General features: G+C 56.2%; 20 protein-coding genes. 4 read left to right on the top strand and 16 right to left on the bottom strand.

Annotated features, from left to right (window positions below; all coding sequences use genetic code 11):
* Positions 1–7: 7 nt before the first annotated feature.
* From proB to gpt, 4 genes are all read right to left on the bottom strand, one after another.
* On the bottom strand, positions 8–1,111 hold the full coding sequence (gene proB, locus AAZT04_RS00425) for a glutamate 5-kinase (protein WP_020825379.1): 1,104 nt from the start codon (positions 1,109–1,111) through the stop codon (positions 8–10).
* Between the two features lie 241 nt (positions 1,112–1,352).
* Positions 1,353–1,754, bottom strand: a complete 402-nt coding sequence (gene crl / locus AAZT04_RS00420) for a sigma factor-binding protein Crl (protein WP_041414255.1) — start codon at positions 1,752–1,754, stop codon at positions 1,353–1,355.
* Positions 1,755–1,814: 60 nt separating this feature from the next.
* On the bottom strand, positions 1,815–3,062 hold the full coding sequence (gene frsA, locus AAZT04_RS00415) for an esterase FrsA (protein WP_044548514.1): 1,248 nt from the start codon (positions 3,060–3,062) through the stop codon (positions 1,815–1,817).
* A 144-nt stretch (positions 3,063–3,206) separates the two neighbouring features.
* Positions 3,207–3,665, bottom strand: coding sequence for a xanthine phosphoribosyltransferase (gpt, locus tag AAZT04_RS00410; protein ID WP_044548512.1), 459 nt, complete (start codon positions 3,663–3,665; stop codon positions 3,207–3,209).
* A 324-nt stretch (positions 3,666–3,989) separates the two neighbouring features.
* Between gpt and pepD the strand changes: the two genes are divergently transcribed.
* Positions 3,990–5,450, top strand: coding sequence for a beta-Ala-His dipeptidase (gene pepD / locus AAZT04_RS00405; RefSeq protein ID WP_048759707.1), 1,461 nt, complete (start codon positions 3,990–3,992; stop codon positions 5,448–5,450).
* A gap of 78 nt (positions 5,451–5,528) precedes the next feature.
* On the opposite strand, the gene dinB is transcribed toward pepD, so the two are convergent.
* Entirely contained in the window at positions 5,529–6,590 is a 1,062-nt protein-coding gene (dinB, locus tag AAZT04_RS00400; RefSeq protein WP_046374422.1) for a DNA polymerase IV, read from the bottom strand.
* Between the two features lie 205 nt (positions 6,591–6,795).
* On the opposite strand from dinB, the gene AAZT04_RS00395 reads away from it, so the two are divergent.
* The gene (locus AAZT04_RS00395; RefSeq protein WP_020825373.1) at positions 6,796–7,680 is read left to right on the top strand and encodes a glycerophosphodiester phosphodiesterase family protein; all 885 of its coding nucleotides are present in this window, start codon (positions 6,796–6,798) and stop codon (positions 7,678–7,680) included.
* A gap of 62 nt (positions 7,681–7,742) precedes the next feature.
* Here the strand turns inward: AAZT04_RS00395 and nqrM are convergent, their stop codons facing one another.
* The 9 genes from nqrM to AAZT04_RS00350 are packed head-to-tail and all read right to left on the bottom strand — an operon-like array spanning position 7,743 to position 15,175.
* On the bottom strand, positions 7,743–7,970 hold the full coding sequence (nqrM, locus tag AAZT04_RS00390) for a (Na+)-NQR maturation NqrM (RefSeq protein ID WP_427691855.1): 228 nt from the start codon (positions 7,968–7,970) through the stop codon (positions 7,743–7,745).
* Positions 7,971–7,977: 7 nt separating this feature from the next.
* Positions 7,978–9,009 (bottom strand): FAD:protein FMN transferase, encoded by a 1,032-nt coding sequence (locus AAZT04_RS00385; RefSeq protein ID WP_434678614.1) that lies wholly within the window; start codon positions 9,007–9,009, stop codon positions 7,978–7,980.
* Positions 9,010–10,233: an NADH:ubiquinone reductase (Na(+)-transporting) subunit F gene (gene nqrF / locus AAZT04_RS00380; RefSeq protein WP_044548498.1), complete on the bottom strand. Its 1,224-nt coding sequence runs from the start codon at positions 10,231–10,233 to the stop codon at positions 9,010–9,012.
* Positions 10,234–10,248: 15 nt separating this feature from the next.
* The gene (gene nqrE, locus AAZT04_RS00375) at positions 10,249–10,845 is read right to left on the bottom strand and encodes an NADH:ubiquinone reductase (Na(+)-transporting) subunit E (protein WP_012005400.1); all 597 of its coding nucleotides are present in this window, start codon (positions 10,843–10,845) and stop codon (positions 10,249–10,251) included.
* Between the two features lie 6 nt (positions 10,846–10,851).
* Positions 10,852–11,481, bottom strand: a complete 630-nt coding sequence (locus AAZT04_RS00370) for an NADH:ubiquinone reductase (Na(+)-transporting) subunit D (protein ID WP_020825369.1) — start codon at positions 11,479–11,481, stop codon at positions 10,852–10,854.
* Positions 11,474–12,268, bottom strand: a complete 795-nt coding sequence (locus AAZT04_RS00365; RefSeq protein ID WP_020825368.1) for a Na(+)-translocating NADH-quinone reductase subunit C — start codon at positions 12,266–12,268, stop codon at positions 11,474–11,476. Before AAZT04_RS00365 ends, AAZT04_RS00370 begins: the two co-directional genes overlap by 8 nt.
* Complete coding sequence (locus tag AAZT04_RS00360) at positions 12,258–13,499, bottom strand: NADH:ubiquinone reductase (Na(+)-transporting) subunit B (protein WP_020825367.1); 1,242 nt, start codon at positions 13,497–13,499, stop codon at positions 12,258–12,260. Before AAZT04_RS00360 ends, AAZT04_RS00365 begins: the two co-directional genes overlap by 11 nt.
* Positions 13,500–13,502: 3 nt before the next feature.
* Positions 13,503–14,852 carry a Na(+)-translocating NADH-quinone reductase subunit A gene (locus AAZT04_RS00355; RefSeq protein ID WP_048759715.1) on the bottom strand — a complete coding sequence of 450 codons (1,350 nt, stop codon included), beginning with the start codon at positions 14,850–14,852 and terminating at the stop codon, positions 13,503–13,505.
* A gap of 5 nt (positions 14,853–14,857) precedes the next feature.
* Positions 14,858–15,175: a hypothetical protein gene (locus AAZT04_RS00350; protein WP_123905311.1), complete on the bottom strand. Its 318-nt coding sequence runs from the start codon at positions 15,173–15,175 to the stop codon at positions 14,858–14,860.
* 255 nt (positions 15,176–15,430) lie between these two features.
* Here AAZT04_RS00350 and dpaA point away from each other — a divergent pair, with 255 nt between their 5' ends.
* A complete protein-coding gene (dpaA, locus tag AAZT04_RS00345) occupies positions 15,431–16,201 on the top strand; it encodes a peptidoglycan meso-diaminopimelic acid protein amidase (protein WP_020825365.1) in 771 nt (256 codons plus the stop codon).
* Here the strand turns inward: dpaA and AAZT04_RS00340 are convergent.
* Positions 16,133–16,939, bottom strand: a complete 807-nt coding sequence (locus AAZT04_RS00340; RefSeq protein ID WP_020825364.1) for a class II glutamine amidotransferase — start codon at positions 16,937–16,939, stop codon at positions 16,133–16,135. The two genes, dpaA and AAZT04_RS00340, sit on opposite strands and share 69 nt — an antisense overlap.
* A 97-nt stretch (positions 16,940–17,036) precedes the next feature.
* On the bottom strand, positions 17,037–17,618 hold the full coding sequence (lpcA, locus tag AAZT04_RS00335) for a D-sedoheptulose 7-phosphate isomerase (RefSeq protein WP_004949058.1): 582 nt from the start codon (positions 17,616–17,618) through the stop codon (positions 17,037–17,039).
* A gap of 245 nt (positions 17,619–17,863) precedes the next feature.
* On the opposite strand from lpcA, the gene fadE reads away from it, so the two are divergent.
* The gene (gene fadE, locus AAZT04_RS00330) at positions 17,864–20,320 is read left to right on the top strand and encodes an acyl-CoA dehydrogenase FadE (protein WP_434678608.1); all 2,457 of its coding nucleotides are present in this window, start codon (positions 17,864–17,866) and stop codon (positions 20,318–20,320) included.
* The last annotated feature ends 45 nt before the right edge of the window (positions 20,321–20,365 follow it).

The raw sequence follows: 20,365 nt of genomic DNA, 5'->3' as shown, positions 1-20,365 counted from the left end.
TCACTCCTTAACTGACTATCATATCGTCGCGGTGCACTGCCACCGGGCCGTATTCATAACCGAGAATTTCGCTGATTTCCTGCGAGTGATGACCGGCAATCATACGCATCGCGTCGCTGTTATAGCGGCTGACGCCGTGGGCCAAATCGCGCCCCGCCAGGTTACGGATGCGGATCACTTCACCACGGGAGAAATCGCCTTTCACTTCGCGAATGCCCTTCGGCAGCAGCGAACTGCCGCGCGCCATAATCGCATCGACCGCGCCGTCGTCGACGGTAATCTCACCCGCTGGCGGTGCGCCAAAGATCCAGCGTTTGCGGTTTTCCAACGGGGTTTCCAGCGCGTGGAAACGCGTGCCCACCGGTTTACCTTCAATAACGTCCGCCACCACGCCCGGCTTGCTGCCAGCGGCAATGATCACGTCGATGCCGGCGCGACAAGCCACGTCGGCAGCTTGCAGCTTGGTGCCCATGCCGCCGGTGCCCAGGCCGGAAACGCTGTCGCCAGCGATGGCCCGCAGCGCATCGTCGATGCCGTGCACTTCACGGATCAGTTCCGCCTGCGGGTTATTACGTGGATCGGCGGTGTACAAGCCTTGCTGATCGGTCAGCAACAGCAACTTGTCGGCCCCGGCCAGGATCGCCGCCAGCGCAGACAGGTTGTCGTTGTCGCCCACCTTGATTTCTGCGGTCGCTACCGCGTCGTTCTCATTGATTACCGGCACGATACGGTTGTCCAGCAGCGCGGTCATGGTGTCACGCGCGTTGAGGAAGCGTTCACGGTCTTCCAGATCGGCGCGCGTCAGCAACATCTGCCCGACGTGGATGCCGTAAATGGAAAACAGTTGCTCCCACAGTTGAATCAGCCGGCTCTGCCCGACCGCCGCCAGCAGCTGCTTGGAGGCGATGGTGGCGGGGAGTTCGGGGTAACCCAAATGTTCGCGCCCGGCGGCAATCGCGCCGGAGGTGACGATAACGATGCGGTGACCCGCTGCATGCTGTTGTGCGCACTGGCGTACCAGTTCGACAATGTGAGCACGGTTAAGACGCAGCGATCCGCCGGTCAACACGCTGGTGCCCAATTTCACAACCAGTGTCTGGCTGCCGTTCATAGTATTTCTGCCGTGTAATTTATCCGTCATCTTTCAAGCTGCAGCGTTGTTGGCTACTCGCAATCCCCCCAGTCACTTACCTTGGTAAGCTCCTGCGGATTCCTGCACTTGCCGCCTAGCCGCAACTCGAAAGCTATAGGATATGATGAGAATAAGAGTGCAAAGGACTTTGTAGCAGGAGAGACGCGTTATGCCAACAGGCACAACGCGAAATCAGCAGAATACTTGTGGTCTAACGGGGTCAGGCGGAAAGTTTAATCAGTTTCTCTTTGAAATTCTCGGCCGGTTCAAGCGTCAGTTCCATGGTGGTCAGCAGCTCGCCCAGACGACGGTGGAAATCACGCAGAGTGGTTTCCAACTTGGTTTTCACTTCAGCATCTTTAATCTTTTCCGGCGTCCAGTGCCCATCTTTATCAAACAGGCCAAACTGATAGGCGTAGGTGAAACGCGTATCTTCGGCATGCAGTTCGATCCACCAACCCCAGAATTCGCGCTTCTCTGGAGCGGGCTTAACATTGACGCACACGGCTAAACAATCAAAGAAAAAACGGTCGTTCTCACACTGCCCTTCACGCAGGTACGGCCCCAAGCTGGCGAAACGTTTCATTAGTCGGCTTTTAGGGTGACCACTCGGTAACGTCATTCTTTAACCTCCTCAATGTAGACCACTCTTTTTAACAAACTGTTAAAATTTAGCAACTAATTAACGCATTTTATCTTTCATCCAGTGGGTCATTTGCAGCAACGCCTTGTGGAAACTGCTGTAGACAGGGGCGCGCGGTATGGCGATCAGTTTGCCGTCCAGCGAGGACGATGCGATCAGCTGCGCTTCTTCTTTCGGGCTGAGCGGATCCTGATCCCAGTAACCGGCCAGCATTGGCGTCGGGCAACGGCGGCCCAACAGCCCTTGGGTTTTCAGCGAATAACTGTTCAGCTCCACCTTCAGCACGTTATCCGACGCGTTGGCCATCCCCATCCGGCTGGCCAGCACATCCATGTACATGTCCGGCACATGCTGTTGCGTTTTGCTGTCGCACAGCAGGCGATGCACCACCGGCCCCAGACAAGCCACGCCCCGCAGCCGCTGTGGCTCCAGATAGGCCAGACGTACCGCCACGTTGGCACCAAAACGGAAGCCAAACGCGGTGACGCGCTGATGATCGACCCACGGCACCGAGGCCAGTTGGATCAGCACCTGCTGATGCAGGAAGCTGGAATCTTGCGTCAGCTTCCACTTGTATGAGGAGCCGATGGAAGGCATATCGATGGTCAGCATGGCGATGCCGTGCGGTGCCAGATAATCGCGGAACAGGCGGTGATAGTCAGTTTGCAGCGTGTCCAGACTGCCACACATCAACACCGTCGGGAACGGGGCCTCGCCCTTTTCCGGCAGGTGCAGGAAGCCATTGATGCTGCTGCCGCCCTCAATGCGGAACTCCAGCTCTTTCAACTGATAAGGCAGCAACAGCGCGGCTTCTTCGTAAGCCCGACAGGAGAGCGCTTCGGCCTGCTCGGCAAGTTCGTCCCCTTTCAGGTGCGGGTAGCCGGCGATGCTGTAAAAATTGGCGGCGTTGAGCCAGTGCTGACCGCCGATCAAAGGATCCTGCTGTTCCAACGCGCTCTGTTGCCAGCGCATGCCCTGGTGTACCCATTCGTAAATCCAGTTGCCGTTACGGTAACCGACCACGGTATCCAGCCATTTGTCGTTGGTGTGCTCCACATCGGCGACTGCGATGCGCGCCAGCACTTCGTTGATTTCGATCGGATCAACGCCGCGCCAGGCCCACAACAGCGGGTTAAGCATGCGATACCAGTTGCTGACGGTGTTGCCTTCCAGCGTGGAATGCAGATCGGCGCTGACTTTGTTGCGCGCGCGCATCACCAGCGTCGAGGTCTCAGGATGTTTAAATGAGGGTTTGAACAGAATTTCAGAAAGGTTGGCTTGTGCCATGGTAACAACAGCCTCCGTAAATCTGGCTATAGGCCGCAAACAGCCTAATCAACTGGAGGTAGTGTACCTAACTCTGGGGCGATAAACCAAAATAACGAAAACGCCCGGCGAAACCGGGCGTTTTAATGGAACAGCCTGTCGAACTTAACGACCGCCGATCGGTGGTACGAAGGTCACCGCCATATCCCATGGCTGTTCGATCCAGGTATCCTGTGGGATATCAACCACATAATCGTCCACCAGCGGGCGACCTGCCGGCTTGGCGAAGATGGTGACGAAATGCGCTTTCGGGTACATCTCGCGGATGGCTTTTGCAGTACCACCGGTATCCACCAGATCGTCGATGACGATAAAGCCTTCACCGTCGCCTTCAGCGCGCTTGAGCACTTTCATTTCGCGTTGGTTGTCATGGTCATAGCTGGAAATGCATACGGTATCCACATGGCGAATACCCAGTTCACGCGCCAGTAAGGCTGCCGGCACCAGGCCGCCGCGGCTTACGGCAATAATGCCTGTCCATTGGTCTACGGGCAGCAGGCGGTGAGCCAGTTTGCGCGCTTGCATTTGCAGCATGTCCCAGGTAACAACGTATTTTTCGCTCATAGAATGGTGTCCCAGCCAGCCAGGGTGTGGCTTATTCAGTAATCAGGGGAAAAAAGGTTGCGCGAGATTATAGAGACTGGGCGCGCCGAATACCAGTTGTACCGTGGAAATCATAAGTATTTCCTCTGGTGATTGATGCTGAAAAAATGAACTGCAGCGCAGCAAACTAGTGTGATCAAGCGCTTAAACAGCACAATTCGGGACGGGCACCGCCCGGTAGAAAGTGATATTCTCTGGAGATCGTGCCAAAACCGCACAGATGCCCCTAACCCTAACCGAGCGGTATTCCCGCTATGCCGTGAATGCCGTTACAGGAGACTTATTGTGTCTGAATTGTCTCAACTTTCGCCACAGCCGCTGTGGGATATTTTTGCCAAAATCTGCTCTATTCCACACCCTTCTTATCATGAAGAAGCGCTGGCGCAGCACATCCTCGAATGGGCCAAAGAGAAAAACCTCCACGCCGAGCGTGACCAGGTAGGCAATATCCTGCTGCGCAAGCCGGCCACCAAAGGCATGGAAAACCGCAAGCCGGTTGCCCTGCAGGCGCACCTGGACATGGTGCCGCAGAAAAATAACGACACCGTGCACGACTTCACCAAGGATCCGATTCAGCCGTATATCGACGGTGAGTGGATCAAAGCGCGCGGCACCACGCTGGGCGCCGACAACGGCATCGGCATGGCCTCCGCGCTGGCGGTGCTGGCAGACGATAGCGTCGAGCACGGTCCGCTGGAAGTGCTGCTGACCATGACCGAGGAAGCCGGCATGGACGGTGCATTCGGGCTGCAGGCTAACTGGCTGCAGGCGGATATCCTGATCAACACCGATTCCGAAGAAGAAGGCGAGATCTACATGGGTTGCGCCGGCGGTATTGATTTCATCACCACCCTGCCGCTGCAGCGTGAAGCCGTACCGGCCGGTTACCAGACCCTGAAGCTGACGATCAAGGGCCTGAAAGGCGGCCACTCCGGCGCGGATATTCACGTCGGTCTGGGCAACGCCAACAAACTGCTGGCGCGCTTCCTGTTCGATAATGCCGCGGCGTTGAATCTACGTGTGCTGGACCTGAATGGCGGCACCCTGCGCAACGCCATCCCGCGTGAAGCTTCTGCCGTGGTTGCCTTACCGGCAGCTAAGGCCGATGAGCTCAAAGCACTGAGCCAGGCGTTCCTGGCCACCCTGCAAAATGAGCTGTCCGCTAAAGAGAAGAACATCACCGTTCTGCTGGAGCCAACCACCAGCACGTCTCAGGCGATGACCGCAGACAGCCAACAGCGTTTCCTGGCACTGCTCAACGGCACGCCAAACGGTGTGATCCGCATGAGCGACGCGGTGAAAGGCGTGGTGGAAACCTCACTGAACGTGGGCGTAGTGACCACCAGCGACAGCGAAGCAGAAATCATCTGCCTGATCCGTTCGTTGATCGACAGCGGTAAAGATTACGTGGTCGGCATGCTGACCGCGCTGGGCCAGTTGGCCAACGCCAAAGTGGCCCCGAAAGGCGGCTACCCTGGCTGGCAACCGGACGCTGACTCACCGGTCATGCATTTGGTACGCGAGATCTATCAGGATCTGTTCAACAAGACGCCAAACATCATGGTGATCCACGCGGGGCTGGAATGCGGCCTGTTTAAAAAGCCGTACCCGAATATGGATATGGTGTCGATTGGGCCGACCATCACCGGGCCACATTCGCCGGATGAGCAGGTGCATATCGAAAGCGTGGGCCTGTACTGGAAACTGCTGACGGCACTGCTGAAGGCTATCCCAGAGCGCGCGTAATTTGCCGGGTTCGGTGTACTGAACCCTAAAAAATACCGTGCTGTGCAAGCAAGGGTGCAATATTGCATTGCGCCCTTGTTATTCCCACGGCAGCAACAGCTGGCGCTCTAGCTGCGGATCCAGCAGCGTCACGTGCAAGCCTACCAGCCGCACCCCACGCCCTTCACGTCTTTCGCTCCATGCCTGACGCGCTACATTGATCAAATCGTCTTTATTCAGTACTGGCCAAACGTGTTCCTGCGTTGTTTGCTGGAAATCCTGAAACTTCAGCTTTACGCCTTGGCGGGCGATATGCAGATCCGGTTTTACCTTGCGCAAGCGCATTTCCAGCTCCGGATACAGTTTGTCGACGATCAGCGCTTCGCACTCTTCCCAGGCATGAATGTCCTCCGCCAGCGTGCGTTCTACCCCCACCGACTTGCGCAGCCGCTCTGGCGAAACCTCACGCAGATCGATGCCCTGACAGCGTTCCCAAAGTACGCGGCCAAATTTGCCAAAGCGCTTTAACAACGCCGCCAGATCGTACTGCTGCACGTCGGCGCAGGTGATCAACCCCACTTCTTCCAACCGTTTGGCGGTCACTTTTCCCACGCCCGGGATTTTACTCAACGGCAGTTGCTGTAAAAACGCGGGAACCTGCGCCGGAGTAATAACGTATTGGCCGTTCGGCTTATTCAGCTCCGAGGCGATTTTGGCAAGGAATTTGATGGGCGCGACACCGGCAGACGCGGTGAGGTTCAGTTCATCGGCTATCGCCTGGCGGATTTGTTCGGCGATCAGCGTCGCCGAGCCGTTGCACTGGCTGCAGTCAGTGACGTCCAGATAGGCTTCATCCAGAGACAGCGGTTCGATCAACGGGGTGTAGCGGGCAAAAATTTCACGGATATGCAGCGAGGCTTCCTTGTACGCCGCCATGCGGCCGGGCAGCAGCTTAAGGTGCGGGCAAAGCTTGAGCGCCATCGCCGTCGACATGGCACTGTGTACGCCATAGCGACGTGCAGGATAGTTGGCGGTGCTGATCACCCCACGCCGGTCGGCGCTGCCGCCAATCGCCAACGGAATATCGCGCAGGCTGGGATCGTCGCGCATTTCTACCGCCGCGAAGAAGCAGTCCATATCGACATGAATGATTTTACGCATCGCCCCTCCAATAACACTGTATAAGTATACAGCCAATAATGGAAAGCTCAAGCCTCGGCAAAACTCGGATCAGCTCGGATAAAACAGGGTTTCACCCAATTATCTTCGACTTGTTAAAAAAGCGTAATTTTTGAATAGTACGCTGTGGCAAATTAATCGCCTCAGATATTGATAACAATAAACCTTGCACAGGAAGGTGCCCTACATGAAAGCATTATCGGTCTATTTATTCGCTTCAGCATTATCCCTGATATCCCTTGCCGCGAGCGCAGCCCCTGCCATTATTGCGCACCGCGGTGGCACTGCCGACGCACCTGAAAACACTCGCGTCGCAATTGAAACCGCACTGAAAAACGGCGCCGACGCCATTTGGATCACGCTGCAGGAATCCAAAGACGGCGTTATCGTGCTATACCGTCCCTCAGACCTGAAAGCGCTGACCAACCAACAGGGCCTGGTCTCCGCTTACACCGCCGAACAACTGGCGAAAGTTGACGCCGGCTGGTCATTCGCCAAAGGGGAAACGCACCCGTTCCGGGGGAAAGGCATTGGCATTCCTCGGCTGGATGAAATACTCAACGACTTCCCCAAGGTCAATTTCTATCTGGACATCAAGTCACCGGATGCCAATCCGGCCCAGTTCGGTAAAACCTTGCTGGCAACCCTGGAAAAAACCGACAGCCTGAACCGCACTCGCGTCTACTCCACCGATGCCAAATATTTGCAGGCGCTACCGCCGGCTATCAAGCGTTTCGAAACCCGCGATGAAACCCGCGACCTGCTGGCGAATATCAGCCTGTCACACCTGTGCGAACTGAAGCCGGATAACCAGAAGCCACGCTGGTACGGGTTGGAACTGAAACGGGAAGTGGAAGTGGTGGAGAAATTTACCCTGGGCGAGGGGCGCTCCAAGGCGTTTCTGACCTGGGATAAAGAATCGATCGACTGCTTCCGTTCGCAAGGCCCAGCGCACATCATTCTGTTTGGTATTAACACCCCGGCAGACTACCAGCAGGCGCTGGCGCTTGGGGTAGACGGGGTGATGGTCAACTCACCGGCCGATGCGAAAAACTTTCGCCAGGCCAAATAACCGATAAAAAAAGGGGCGCTGCATGCGCCCTTTGTAGTCAGATAATCCGATGCTTTTCCAAGTCAGATAATCCGGTGCTTTTCCAACTGCTGCTGGCGCAACGCCTCTTTCTCCAGGCGTTTTTTCCGCGCATCGCAAGGTTCCGGACAGTCGCAGACCTTATCCATCCCCAGCGCCGAAATGCCGCCGCAGCTGCCCTGCAGGCTTTTACGTTTAAACACGTAGCCCAGGGACATACCGCCGACAATCAGCAGAAACAACACGAAGGTGGCGACAAATACCGTCAACATAGCGACCTCACGAGTGCTTGTTCAAATAGGGTTTAAACGCCTCAGAGTAGCGCTCTTCAAAACCGGTGGCAGTTTTCACAATCATGAACACCGGGATCCCCATCAGGTTCGCCAATGCCATGCCGCGTTCCGGCCCCAGTACGTTTAATCCGGTCGACAAACCGTCTGCCGCCATGCAGGTTGGGCTCAACACCGTGACCGACACCAGGTGGTGATGGATCGGCCGGCCGGTGATCGGATCTATAGTATGCGAATACCGCACGCCATCCTGTTCGAAATAGTTACGGTAATCCCCCGAGGTGGCTATCGACATCTCACCGGGTTGGATCACCAATTGCGCTTTCTGCTCCATGCCGGCGGTCGGCCGCTCAATGGCGATACGCCACGGTTTATTCTCACCGTTGTGGCCGCGAGTGCGCACCTCACCGCCAATATCGACCATGTAGTTTTTCACCTGCTGCGACTGCAGGTACTGAGCAATGACATCCACCCCGTACCCCTTGGCAATCGAGGAAAGATCGACATACAGCTCCGGAATGCGTTTGACCAACGCGTTGCCCTGTACCGACAGCTTGTCGATGCCAGTCCAGGCGCGGCGCTGCTCCAGTGCGGCGGCGCTCGGCACCTTGTCCGGTCGCCCTTCAGGCCCGAAGCCCCACAGGTTAACCAGCGGCCCGACGGTTACGTCCAGCGCGCCGTCGGTAACGCGGTTGATACGCAGCGCCTCCAGCACCACTTCTGCCGTCGCGGCCGACACCGGGAAGGTTTTATCCACTGCGCGACTGGCGTTGAAGCGGCTCAGTTCCGAGCCAGGACGATAGGTGGACATTTGGTCGTTCACCAACTCCAACCGCTTGTCGATCTCTGCCTGTATCTTGCCGGCGGACGGCGTGTCGTCGCCGGTGACGTAGCGGATCGAATAGGAGGTCCCCATGGTTTTACCCTCGAGATTCACCTGCTCCGGCCCGCAACCGGTCAATAACAGGGTGGCGCTCAGCACCACCGTCGTCATCCAGCCCTTCATTGCCCCTACGCGCATTTAGCCACCAAAGTCATCCAGCATGATATTTTCGTCTTCGACGCCCAGATCTTTCAGCATCTTGATCACCGCGGCATTCATCATTGGCGGACCGCACATGTAGAATTCGCAGTCTTCCGGCGCCGGGTGGTTGCGCAGATAGTTTTCCAATAGAACATTATGGATAAAGCCGGTGTAACCCGTCCAGTTATCCTCTGGCTGCGGATCGGAAAGCGCCACGTGCCAGGTAAAGTTTTCATTCTCTTCCTGCAACCGGTTGAAATCGTCCTCGTAGAACATCTCACGCAGCGAACGCGCGCCGTACCAGAAGGTGATTTTGCGCTTGGACTTCAGGCGATTGAGCTGGTCAAAGATGTGTGAACGCATTGGCGCCATGCCGGCACCACCGCCGATAAAGATCATTTCGGCGTCGGTATCCTTGGCAAAGAACTCGCCGAACGGCCCGGAGATAGTCACCTTGTCACCGGCCTTCAGCGACCAGATATAGGAAGACATAATGCCCGGCGGCACGTCAGGATCGCGCGGCGGTGGCGTAGCGATACGCACGTTGAGCATGATAATGCCCTTTTCATCCGGATAGTTTGCCATGGAATAGGCGCGCACCGTGGTGTCATTCACCACTGAGCGATAGCGGAACAGGTTGAATTTGTCCCAGTCGCCGCGGTACTCCTCCGGCACATCGAAATCGGCATAGCTGATGTCGTGCGCCGGCGCCTCGATCTGAATAAAACCACCGGCACGGAACGGCACGTCTTCACCGTCAGGAATTTTCAGCTTCAGCTCTTTGATAAAGGTGGCTTTGTTATCGTTGGAGATAACTTCGCACTCCCACTTCTTCACGCCAAAGATTTCTTCCGGCAGCTCGATTTTCAGGTTTTGCTTCACGTTCACCTGACAGGCCAGGCGGCAACCCTCTTTCGCTTCACGCTTGTTGATGTGCGACAGTTCAGTCGGCAGGATATCGCCGCCGCCCTCTTTGATCACCACCCGGCATTGCCCGCAGGAACCGCCGCCGCCACAGGCGGACGAAACGAAGATCCCCTGGCTGGAGAGCATATTCAGCAGCTTGTCGCCCGCCGGAGCGGTAAAGCTTTTGTCCAAATCGCCATTCACTTCCACCGCAATATCGCCGGTGTTCACCAGCTTCGATTTGGCGAACAAGATCAGCAATACCAGCACCATAACGATGGCGGTAAACATCGCGACGCCTAAAATAATTTCCATAAATTCTTCCCGCCTTTACAACTGAACACCGGAGAAGGACATAAAGCCCAACGCCATCAGCCCGGTGGTGATAAAGGTAATGCCCAGGCCGCGCAACCCTGCGGGGACATTGGCATACTTGAGTTTTTCGCGGATCCCCGCCATCGCGACTATCGCCAACATCCAGCCCGTGCCGGAACCGAAGCCGTACACCACCGATTCGGCGAAGTTGTAGTCACGTTGCACCATGAAGGACACACCGCCGAAGATGGCGCAGTTCACGGTGATCAGCGGCAGGAAAATGCCGAGTGCGTTGTACAGCGACGGGAAGAAGCGATCGAGGATCATCTCCAGAATCTGCACCAGCGCAGCAATCACGCCGATAAAGGTGATGAAGTTGAGGAAGCTCAGATCAACGCCTTCCACCAGCGCGCCATCACGCAGGATCAGGTTGTAGACCAGGTTGTTCACCGGCACGGAGATGCCGAGCACCAGGGTAACCGCAATCCCCAAACCAAAGGCGGTCGAGACCTTCTTCGATACCGCCAGGAAGGTACACATCCCCAGGAAGAACGCCAACGCCATGTTCTCTACGAACACTGCGCGTACAAACAGGCTGATATAATGTTCCATCGGCCATTACTCCTTTTCGATCTGCGCTGGTTTCAGGGTGCGGAGCGCCCAAATCAGCAGGCCGATGATAAAGAACGCGCTCGGTGCCAACAGGAACAAACCGTTTGGCTGATACCAACCGCCGTTCTGTACCGTTTCCAGCACCGGGATGCCGAACAGCTTGCCGGAACCGAACAGCTCACGCAGGAAGCCAACCAGCACCAGGATCACCCCGTACCCCAGCCCATTGCCGATACCGTCCATGAAACTCTCGATGGGCGGCGACTTCATGGCATAGGCTTCGGCGCGCCCCATCACGATACAGTTGGTGATGATCAGGCCAACGAACACCGACAGCTGTTTGGAAATCTCGAACGCATAGGCGCGCAGCAGCTGATCGACCACGATCACCAGCGAGGCGATAATCGCCATCTGCACGATAATGCGCACGCTGTTCGGAATATGGTGACGGATCAACGAAATAAAGAAGCTGGAAAACGCCGTAACCAGCGTCACCGCGATGGTCATCACCACCGCCGTTTCCAGCTTGGTGGTCACCGCCAGCGCGGAGCAGACGCCCAACACCTGCAGGGCGATCGGGTTGTTGTCGAACAGAGGCCCTAAAAGGACCCGTTTAATCTCTTTGGAATCAGCCATTTTTCAGCGCTCCTTCACGAACTTTTTTCAGGAACGGGCCAAAGCCGTGCTCGCCCAACCAGAAGTCAAAAGTATGCTGCACGCCGTTGGAGGTCAGCGTGGCGCCGGACAAGCCGTCCACCCCGTGTTCATCTCCCTGACGCGCTCCGCCTTTCACTACGCGGATCGCCGGTTGCCCGTTATCGTCAAACAGCTTTTTACCGACCCACTGCTGGCGCCAGCTGGCATTCTCAACCTCACCACCCAGGCCCGGGGTTTCCCCTTGCTGGTAGTAAGTAATGCCTTTCACCGTGTTACCGTCATTATCCAGCGCAACAAAGGCGTACATCATTGACCACAGGCCCGTGCCGTAAACCGGCAGCACAATTTTGTTCACTGCGCCGCTGTCGTCACGCACCAGATAGATTTCTGCCTGGTTACTGCGGCGTTTGATGCCCGCCGGATCGTCAGCCGCTGGCAACGCCGCACTTTTGCTGTCATCACGCAATGCCGCAGCCAGATCGAACGCCGCTGCCTTGCCGGTAACAAACTCACCACTGTTTAAATCCAGCAACCGGGGTTCGATGCGTTGGGTGAACAGCGTTTTGACCTGCTCGCCCTCCATTTTCGGTTGCAGCAGGCCAGCCACATCGAGGATATTGCGCTGCTTGTCGAGCAGCTTTTGTTCCTGCTGTTTGGACTTCAGGCCGACGGCGGAACCCGCCACCACCACAGAACACACCAGGCACAACAGCAGTACCACCAGCAGCGTTTTACCGATGCTGTCGTTTTTAGATTCATTCGCCACGGGCTTTTCTCCGCTTGATGTTGGCCTGCACCACCAGATAATCGAACAGCGGCGCGAACAGGTTGGCGAACAGGATCGCCAGCATCATGCCTTCCGGATAGGCCGGATTGACCACCCGGATCAGCACGCACATCACACCAATCAGGATGCCGTACCACCATTTCCCCTTATTGGTGAACGAGGCGGAAACCGGATCGGTGGCCATAAAGATCATGCCGAAGGCGAAACCACCTAACACCAGGTGCCAGTACCACGGCATGGCGAACAGCGGGTTAGTAGTAGAACCGATGGAATTAAACAGGAAGGCGGTAGCCATCATGCCCAGCATCACGCCGGCGACGATGCGCCAGGATGCCACACGGCCGAACAGGATTATCGCCCCGCCAAGCAGGATCATCAGCGTGGAAACTTCCCCGACGGAGCCGGGAATGTTGCCGAGAAACGCATCCATCCAGCTGATTGACTGGCCGGTAGCGACGTTGCTCAGACTGTGCGCCCCACCCGCGCTCCATTGCGCCAGCGGCGTTGCGCCGGAGAAACCGTCGGCGGAGGTCCACACCAGGTCACCGGAAATCTGCGCCGGATAAGCGAAGAACAGGAAAGCGCGCCCCGCCAATGCCGGGTTAAGGAAGTTGCGCCCGGTGCCGCCGAAAATTTCTTTCGCCACCACCACGCCGAAGGTAATCCCCAGCGCGGCCTGCCACAGCGGCAGCGTGGGCGGCACAATCAGCGCAAACAGAATCGAGGTAACAAAGAAACCTTCGTTAATCTCGTGCTTGCGAATGATAGCGAACAGCACTTCCCAAAATCCGCCGACCAGAAACACCACGGCGTATATCGGCAGGAAGTAGCAGGCACCCAGCACCATTTTGCTGACCCAGCCGGCGTCCGCCGCCAAAGAAGCCCCCAACCATTGCGCCAGCCGGTAGTGCCAGTCGCCCGCTAATACCTGTTGCAGCTGATCGCCGCTGTAGAGGTGATGCAGCGCCGGAATGGCCTGTTGGCCAACGTTGTACATACCCCAGAACATCGCCGGGAAAACGGCCAGCCATACCAGGATCATCATGCGTTTCAGATCGATGGCGTCGCGCACGTGCGAAGCGCCGCGTGTCACCAAACCCGGGGTGTAAAACACCGTCGTCGTGGCTTCAAACAGCGGGTACCACTTTTCCAGCTTGCCGCCCGGAGTGAAGTGATGCTCGATTTTGTCAAAAAAGTTCTTCAGGCCCATCGGTTATCCTTCCTGCTCAATCTTGGTCAGCACGTCGCGCAGCACCGGAGCGTATTCATACTTGCCGGGGCAGACGAAGGTGCAAAGCGCCAGATCTTCTTCATCCAGCTCCAGACAGCCCAGCGCCTGTGCACTGTCGCTGTCACCCGCCAGCAGGTCACGCAGCAGCAGCGTCGGCAGAATGTCCAGCGGCATCACCCGCTCATAGTTGCCGATCGGTACCATGGCGCGTTCGCCACCGTGGGTGGTGGTCGAGAAGGCGAACAGCTTGTTTTTCAGGAAATGGCCCAGCGTGGTGCGGGTGATAGAGAATTTATCCGGCGACGGCGCGATCCAGCCGAACAGCTGTTTATCACGCCCTTCTTCCAGCACGGAAACCTGCGAGTGGAAACGACCAAGATAGGCGTTAGGGCCGGCGACGTGGGTGCCGCTCAGCACCGAGCCGGAAATCACCCGATTTTCACCGGCTTTAAGACGGCCGGCGGTCAGTTCATCGAGACTGGCCCCCAGGCGGGTACGCAGCAGCTGTGGCTGTTCCACCTGCGGGCCGGCCAGCGCCACCACCCGATCGGTATCGAGCTTGCCGGTAGTGAATAGCGTCCCTATAGCGATCACGTCCTGATAACCGATATGCCAGACGGTTTTTTTCAAACTGACCGGTTCGAGGAAGTGGATATGGGTCCCCACCAACCCGGCAGGATGCGGGCCGGCAAACTCGTTATAGGTCACCTGTGCATCCGGCTGCTTGCCCAGGTTCGCACCTGATGCGTGACAGACGTGGACTTTACCGTCGGTCAAGCGTGCCAATACCGATAACCCGGCGTTAAATGCCGCCAGTTGTTCGGTAATGATCACCAACGGATCGGCAGCCAGCGGCTGGCTGTCCATGGCGGTAACGAATATGGCACGCGGCGTCGTTCCCGGTACAGGGGTTTTGCTGAAAGGGCGGGTGCGCAACGCCGTCCACAAGCCGCTGGCGATCAGTTCGCTTTCGACCTGCTCGCGCGGCAACATGGCCAGTTCCGCCATCGGGTAATGGGCAAACTCCAGCTGTTCGTCACCGCCATTTTCGATGGCGATCACCACCGACTGCAAAACGCGCCGTTCACCACGGTTGATGGCTACGATCCGGCCGCTGGCTGGCGCAGTGAAGAATACGCCGGGGGTCTTTTTATCTTCGAACAGCGCCTGACCTTTCTTAACGCTATCGCCTTCCTGCACCAGCATGGACGGGCGCATTCCGACGTATTCTTCCCCAAGCAGGGCGACATGCTGAATGATTGGGCCGTCATGAATTGCCTGAACCGGTGTTCCGGCAATGGGCAGATCTAACCCTTTTCTGATTTTAATCATAAGATTTATACGATGTTGGTTAGTTTCACACGTCTTACCGGCCCCAGAGGCTGGTGCTGACGATGCCTGGATGATGAGACTGCATCAGCAGCCTCTGGGTTAAGCGCAACGGCATCACGCTCAACATGAAATCTTTCGCACTGACAAAATGGGGTCGCGAACATTCCGTTGATTAACTCCTGGATCCATTTTTGCGCGCTAAAAACGCTGTTAATACTTTGTTGCCGCAGGGGTGATTCAATCCCCCCGAGAAGTAAGCTCAACACCTCATTCTGCGGACGTAACAGCAGATTAATTCGAGCCGGGATATTAACATTTTTCACAACATTTTTCTGCGCTGGGCAGTGACCTGAGTCAAGCAAACGCAATTAAATTTTCGCTGTTTTACACCACTAATCGTTAAAATCTGCCTGTCGATTCACTTTTATCGAAGTTTGTAGTTTTTTTATACACATCGCATATTGCTAAAAAAGAACACGCTGGTAATCTGACGGTGTTTTAAGACCGTAAAACAATAATCAGTGGCATGTTGGCCATGTTTACATTGAGCCAGCAGATAAATATAAGCAGGAATAATAATGAGCAAAATCGCGTTGTTGTTTGCGATGCTTTTTTCTATGCCGATGATCACGGCCTGCAGCGCCAGCGAGCAGGTTCCCGAGGCGCCGGTGGTTAAGCAGCAATTAGTGGGTTCACCGGTTTATATTCAGATATTCAAAGAAGAACGCACGCTGGAGTTGTATGCCAAAATGGGCAATGAATTCCGCCTGGTGAACTCTTTCCCTATCTGCAATTTCTCCGGCGGCCTCGGCCCGAAACGTCGTGAAGGTGACTTTAAAAGTCCGGAAGGCTTTTATAGCGTCGACTCGCGCCATCTGAAACCCGACAGTAAGTATTATCGGGCAATAAATATCGGCTTCCCTAATGATTACGATAAATCACAGGGGTATTCCGGCGCTTATCTGATGATCCACGGTGAATGTAAATCGATTGGGTGTTACGCGATGACCAACACCTATATGGATGAGATTTATCGTTACGTCGAAGCCGCGTTCGCTTATGGTCAGAGCCGGATTGATATCAGTATCTACCCGTTCCGCATGACCGATCAAAACCTGAAGCGACACAGTTCGTCTAACTACATCGCTTTTTGGCGCCAGTTGAAGCCGGGTTATGACTACTTCGTCAAAAACCATCAACCGCCAATGGTGGGGGTATCCAACGGTCAGTACGTGCTGGGCCAACCGTTGATGAGCAGCAGCCAGATGACGCAGTATGCGTCAACCACGGCTCCCGCTGTCAGCACCAATCCCTTCGCTCAGGCCAAGCCGCTCACCGAAGTGAAATAACGCGAATTCGCCTGGTGCGATCTTGTGCCAGGTTTCATTCGCCGTCAGCGGTTGGGTGGCAATCACCGTGACCACATCGTTGGGTGTGGTCTGCTGCTGGAAATCAATCTCCACGTCCTGATCGAGTAACGTAGCTTTGCCGAATGGCGCACGACGCGTGATCCAATACAAATTGGTGGAGCAGTACGCCATCACAAAACGCCCGTCCGACAGCAGCATGTTGAATACCCCTTTCTGGCGTAGTTGATCCGCCAACAGCGCGATATAGCGGAATACCGGCGGCCAACGGCTCGGAGTGCGTGGGTATTTCAGGGAAAGCTGGTGCAGCAACCAGCAGAAAGCATATTCGCTGTCAGTCTGGCCGACCGGACGGAAGTTGCCGGTTTCCAACTGGCGATAGCCTTTCAATTGGCCATTGTGCGCGTAGGTCCAGTTACGGCCCCACAGCTCACGGGTAAAAGGGTGTGTATTCTCCAGCGCCACTTCACCGCGATTAGCCTGGCGGATATGCGAAACCACCGCACAGGACTTAATCGGATATTCTTGCACCAGACGGGCGATCGGCGAGTCGAAACTCGGCTGGGGATCTTTAAACGTGCGGCAACCGTTCCCTTCATAGAAGGTAATGCCCCAACCATCTTTATGTGGCCCGGTACGGCCACCGCGCTGAACCAGCCCGGTAAAGCTAAAGCAAATATCGGTCGGTACGTTTGCGCTCATCCCGAGCAGTTCACACATCGCTTGCCACTCCTTAACCACCCTGACGCCGTCTATTGGAGCGCAGCACGCGAACCCCAATACAATATTAGCGGGGGCTGTGCGCCCCCTAAAGCCGTTAAGCCTTAACCATCTCTTTTTCGATCAGCTGAATCAAGATGTGGATCGCTTTGATATGAATTTCCTGGATGCGATCGGCGTAACCGAAGTGCGGTACGCGGATTTCCACGTCTGCGGAACCGGCCATTTTGCCGCCGTCTTTGCCGGTCAGGGTGATCACTTTCATCCCTTTGGCACGTGCCGCTTCGATAGCTTTAATGATGTTGCCGGAGTTACCTGAGGTGGAAATGCCCAACAGTACGTCGCCTTCGCGGCCTACCGCTTCCACATAGCGCGAAAACACATACTCGTAGCCGAAGTCGTTGCTGACGCAAGACAGGTGGCTGACGTCGGAAATGGCAATTGCCGGATAGCCTGGGCGGTTTTCACGGTAGCGGCCGGTCAGCTCTTCGGCAAAATGCATGGCGTCACAGTGGGAGCCACCGTTACCGCAGGAAATGACTTTCCCGCCGGCTTTGAAGGAATCGGCCAGCAGCACTGCCGCGCGTTGAATGGCGTCGATATTGGCATCGTCATTGATAAATTTCGCCAGGGTATCGGCCGCTTCGTTCAGTTCACTGCGAATAAGGTCGTGGTACATGAGGAACCTCTTGTTATCGTCAATCTTCCGCCCCGCAGTGTACCGGATCGGGGAAAAACCGAGAAGCACTCTGAGTCAAACAGCGCCTTCGTTGAGGTGCCGCTGAGGTTTTTGATGATTGGTGCGGTCAGATTGTGACTTAAGTTGTAATTAAACTGTAAATGCATTGATAAAAATATGGGCTTGTACTAAAACCTATTACATACACACAACAGGTCAGACCTCTTGCCACTTTGGAGCTTCTTATGATGGTTCTTAGTATTGTTGTTTTACTGGCACTCATTGGTGTGGTGTTCTATCACCGAGTGAACCTCACCCTCAGTAGCCTTATCCTGCTGGCATACACCGCCGCCATGGGCGCCATCGGTCTTTGGACCTTCTGGATGCTGCTGCCGCTGGCGATTATCCTGCTGCCGCTGAACATCACGTCACTGCGCCGTTCGATGCTGTCTGCACCGGCGCTGCGTGCGTTCCGCAAGGTAATGCCGCCTATGTCCACCACCGAAAAGGAAGCGATCGAAGCCGGTACCACCTGGTGGGAAGGCGATCTGTTCCGCGGGACGCCGGACTGGAACAAGCTGCATAATTACCCGAAACCACAGCTGACCGCCGAAGAGCTGGCGTTTATTGACGGCCCGGTGGAAGAAGCTTGCCGCATGGCCAACGACTTCCAGATCACTCACGAACTGGCCGATTTGCCGCCGGAACTGTGGGCGTACCTGAAAGAACACCGCTTCTTCGCAATGATCATCAAGAAAGAATATGGCGGCCTGGAATTCTCTCCTTATGCTCAGGCTCGCGTGCTGCAAAAACTGGCTGGCGTTTCCGGCATTCTGGCGATCACCGTTGGCGTGCCGAACTCCCTCGGTCCGGGCGAACTGCTGCAGCATTACGGGACTGACGAGCAGAAAAATCATTATTTGCCGGGCCTGGCGCGCGGCGACGAGATCCCTTGTTTCGCCCTGACCAGCCCGGAAGCGGGTTCCGATGCCGGCGCTATTCCGGATGTCGGTACCGTCTGCATGGGTGAGTGGCAAGGTGAGCAGGTGTTGGGCATGCGCCTGACCTGGAACAAGCGCTACATCACGCTGGCACCGGTGGCGACCGTGCTGGGCCTGGCGTTCAAACTTTATGACCCGAACCACCTGCTGGGCAATAACGAATCACCGGGCATCACCTGTGCGCTGATCCCAACCAGCACTCCGGGCGTTGAAATCGGTAACCGTCACTTCCCGCTGAACGTGCCGTTCCAAAACGGCCCTACCCGCGGTAACGACGTGTTCGTACCTATCGATTACATCATTGGCGGGCCAAAAATGGCCGGTCAGGGCTGGCGCATGCTGGTTGAATGTCTGTCGGTAGGCCGTGGCATCACCTTGCCTTCCAACTCCACCGGTAGCGTGAAATCCATGGCGTTGGGCATTGGCGCTTACGCCCATATCCGCCGTCAGTTCAAAATCTCGATCGGCAAAATGGAAGGCATCGAAGAGCCACTGGCGCGTATCGCCGGTAACACCTATGTGATGGATGCCGCGGCTACGCTGATCACCAGCGGCCTGATGCTGGGCGAGAAACCGGCGGTGCTGTCGGCCATCGTGAAATACCACTGTACCCACAGAGGCCAGCAGGCAATCATCGATGCAATGGATATTGCCGGCGGTAAAGGCATCATGCTGGGCAAATCCAACTTCCTGGCCCGTGCCTATCAGGGCGCGCCTATCGCCATCACGGTGGAAGGCGCGAATATCCTGACCCGTACCATGATGATCTTCGGTCAGGGCGCTATCCGTTGCCATCCTTATGTACTGGATGAAATGGCGGCAGCGCAAAATAACGACCTGAACGCCTTCGATAAATCGCTGTTCGGCCATCTGGGTCACGTAGGCAGCAACAAGGTGCGCAGCTTCTGGCTGGGCCTGACCAACGGCCGCACCAGTGGCACACCGACCAAAGACGCGACTCGTCGCTATTATCAGCAGTTGAACCGCCTGAGCGCTAACCTGGCGCTGCTGTCGGACGTTTCTATGGGGGTGCTGGGCGGCAGCCTGAAGCGCCGCGAACGTATCTCGGCCCGTCTCGGGGATATTCTCAGCCAAATGTACCTGGCTTCCGCTACGCTGAAACGTTTTGAAGACGAAGGCCGTCAGAAAGAAGATTTACCGCTGGTTCACTGGGGCGTGCAGGACAGTCTGCACCAGGCGGAACAAGCGTTGGACGATCTGCTGCGCAACTTCCCGAACCGCTTTATCGCCGGTGCGATGCGCTTCGTGATCTTCCCGTTCGGCCGCGTGCATACTGCACCTTCTGACCGTCTGGATCATCAATTGGCCAAGATCCTCCAACAGCCGTCTGCCACCCGCAGCCGTCTGGGGCGCGGTCAGTATCTGACGCCGAGCGAGCATAACCCGGTAGGCCTGTTGGAAGCCGCATTGGAGGACGTGATTGCCGCAGAGCCGATTCACCTGCGTCTGTGTAAGGAGAGTGGTAAAAACCTGCCATTCACCCGACTGGATCGTTTGGCACAACGGGCGCTGGAAGAAGGCAAAATCAGCGCCGATGAAGCGAAGATCCTGGTGAAAGCCGAAGAGAGCCGTCTGCGTTCCATCAACGTGGATGATTTCGAGCCGGATGCGCTGGCGGCCAGCAAGCCGGAAAAGCCGCTAAAGCAGGATAAGCGCCAGAAGCATACCGAAGCCGCGTAACGGCAATAAACACGTGCACTCAGGGGCGATAATCATCGCCCCTTT

The organism is Serratia sp. Je.1.23.a, from assembly GCF_051129805.1.
Lineage (GTDB): Bacteria > Pseudomonadota > Gammaproteobacteria > Enterobacterales > Enterobacteriaceae > Serratia > Serratia liquefaciens.
The sequence above is the reverse complement of the archived record's forward strand: the minus strand, read 5'-3'. Positions and strand labels throughout refer to the sequence as shown.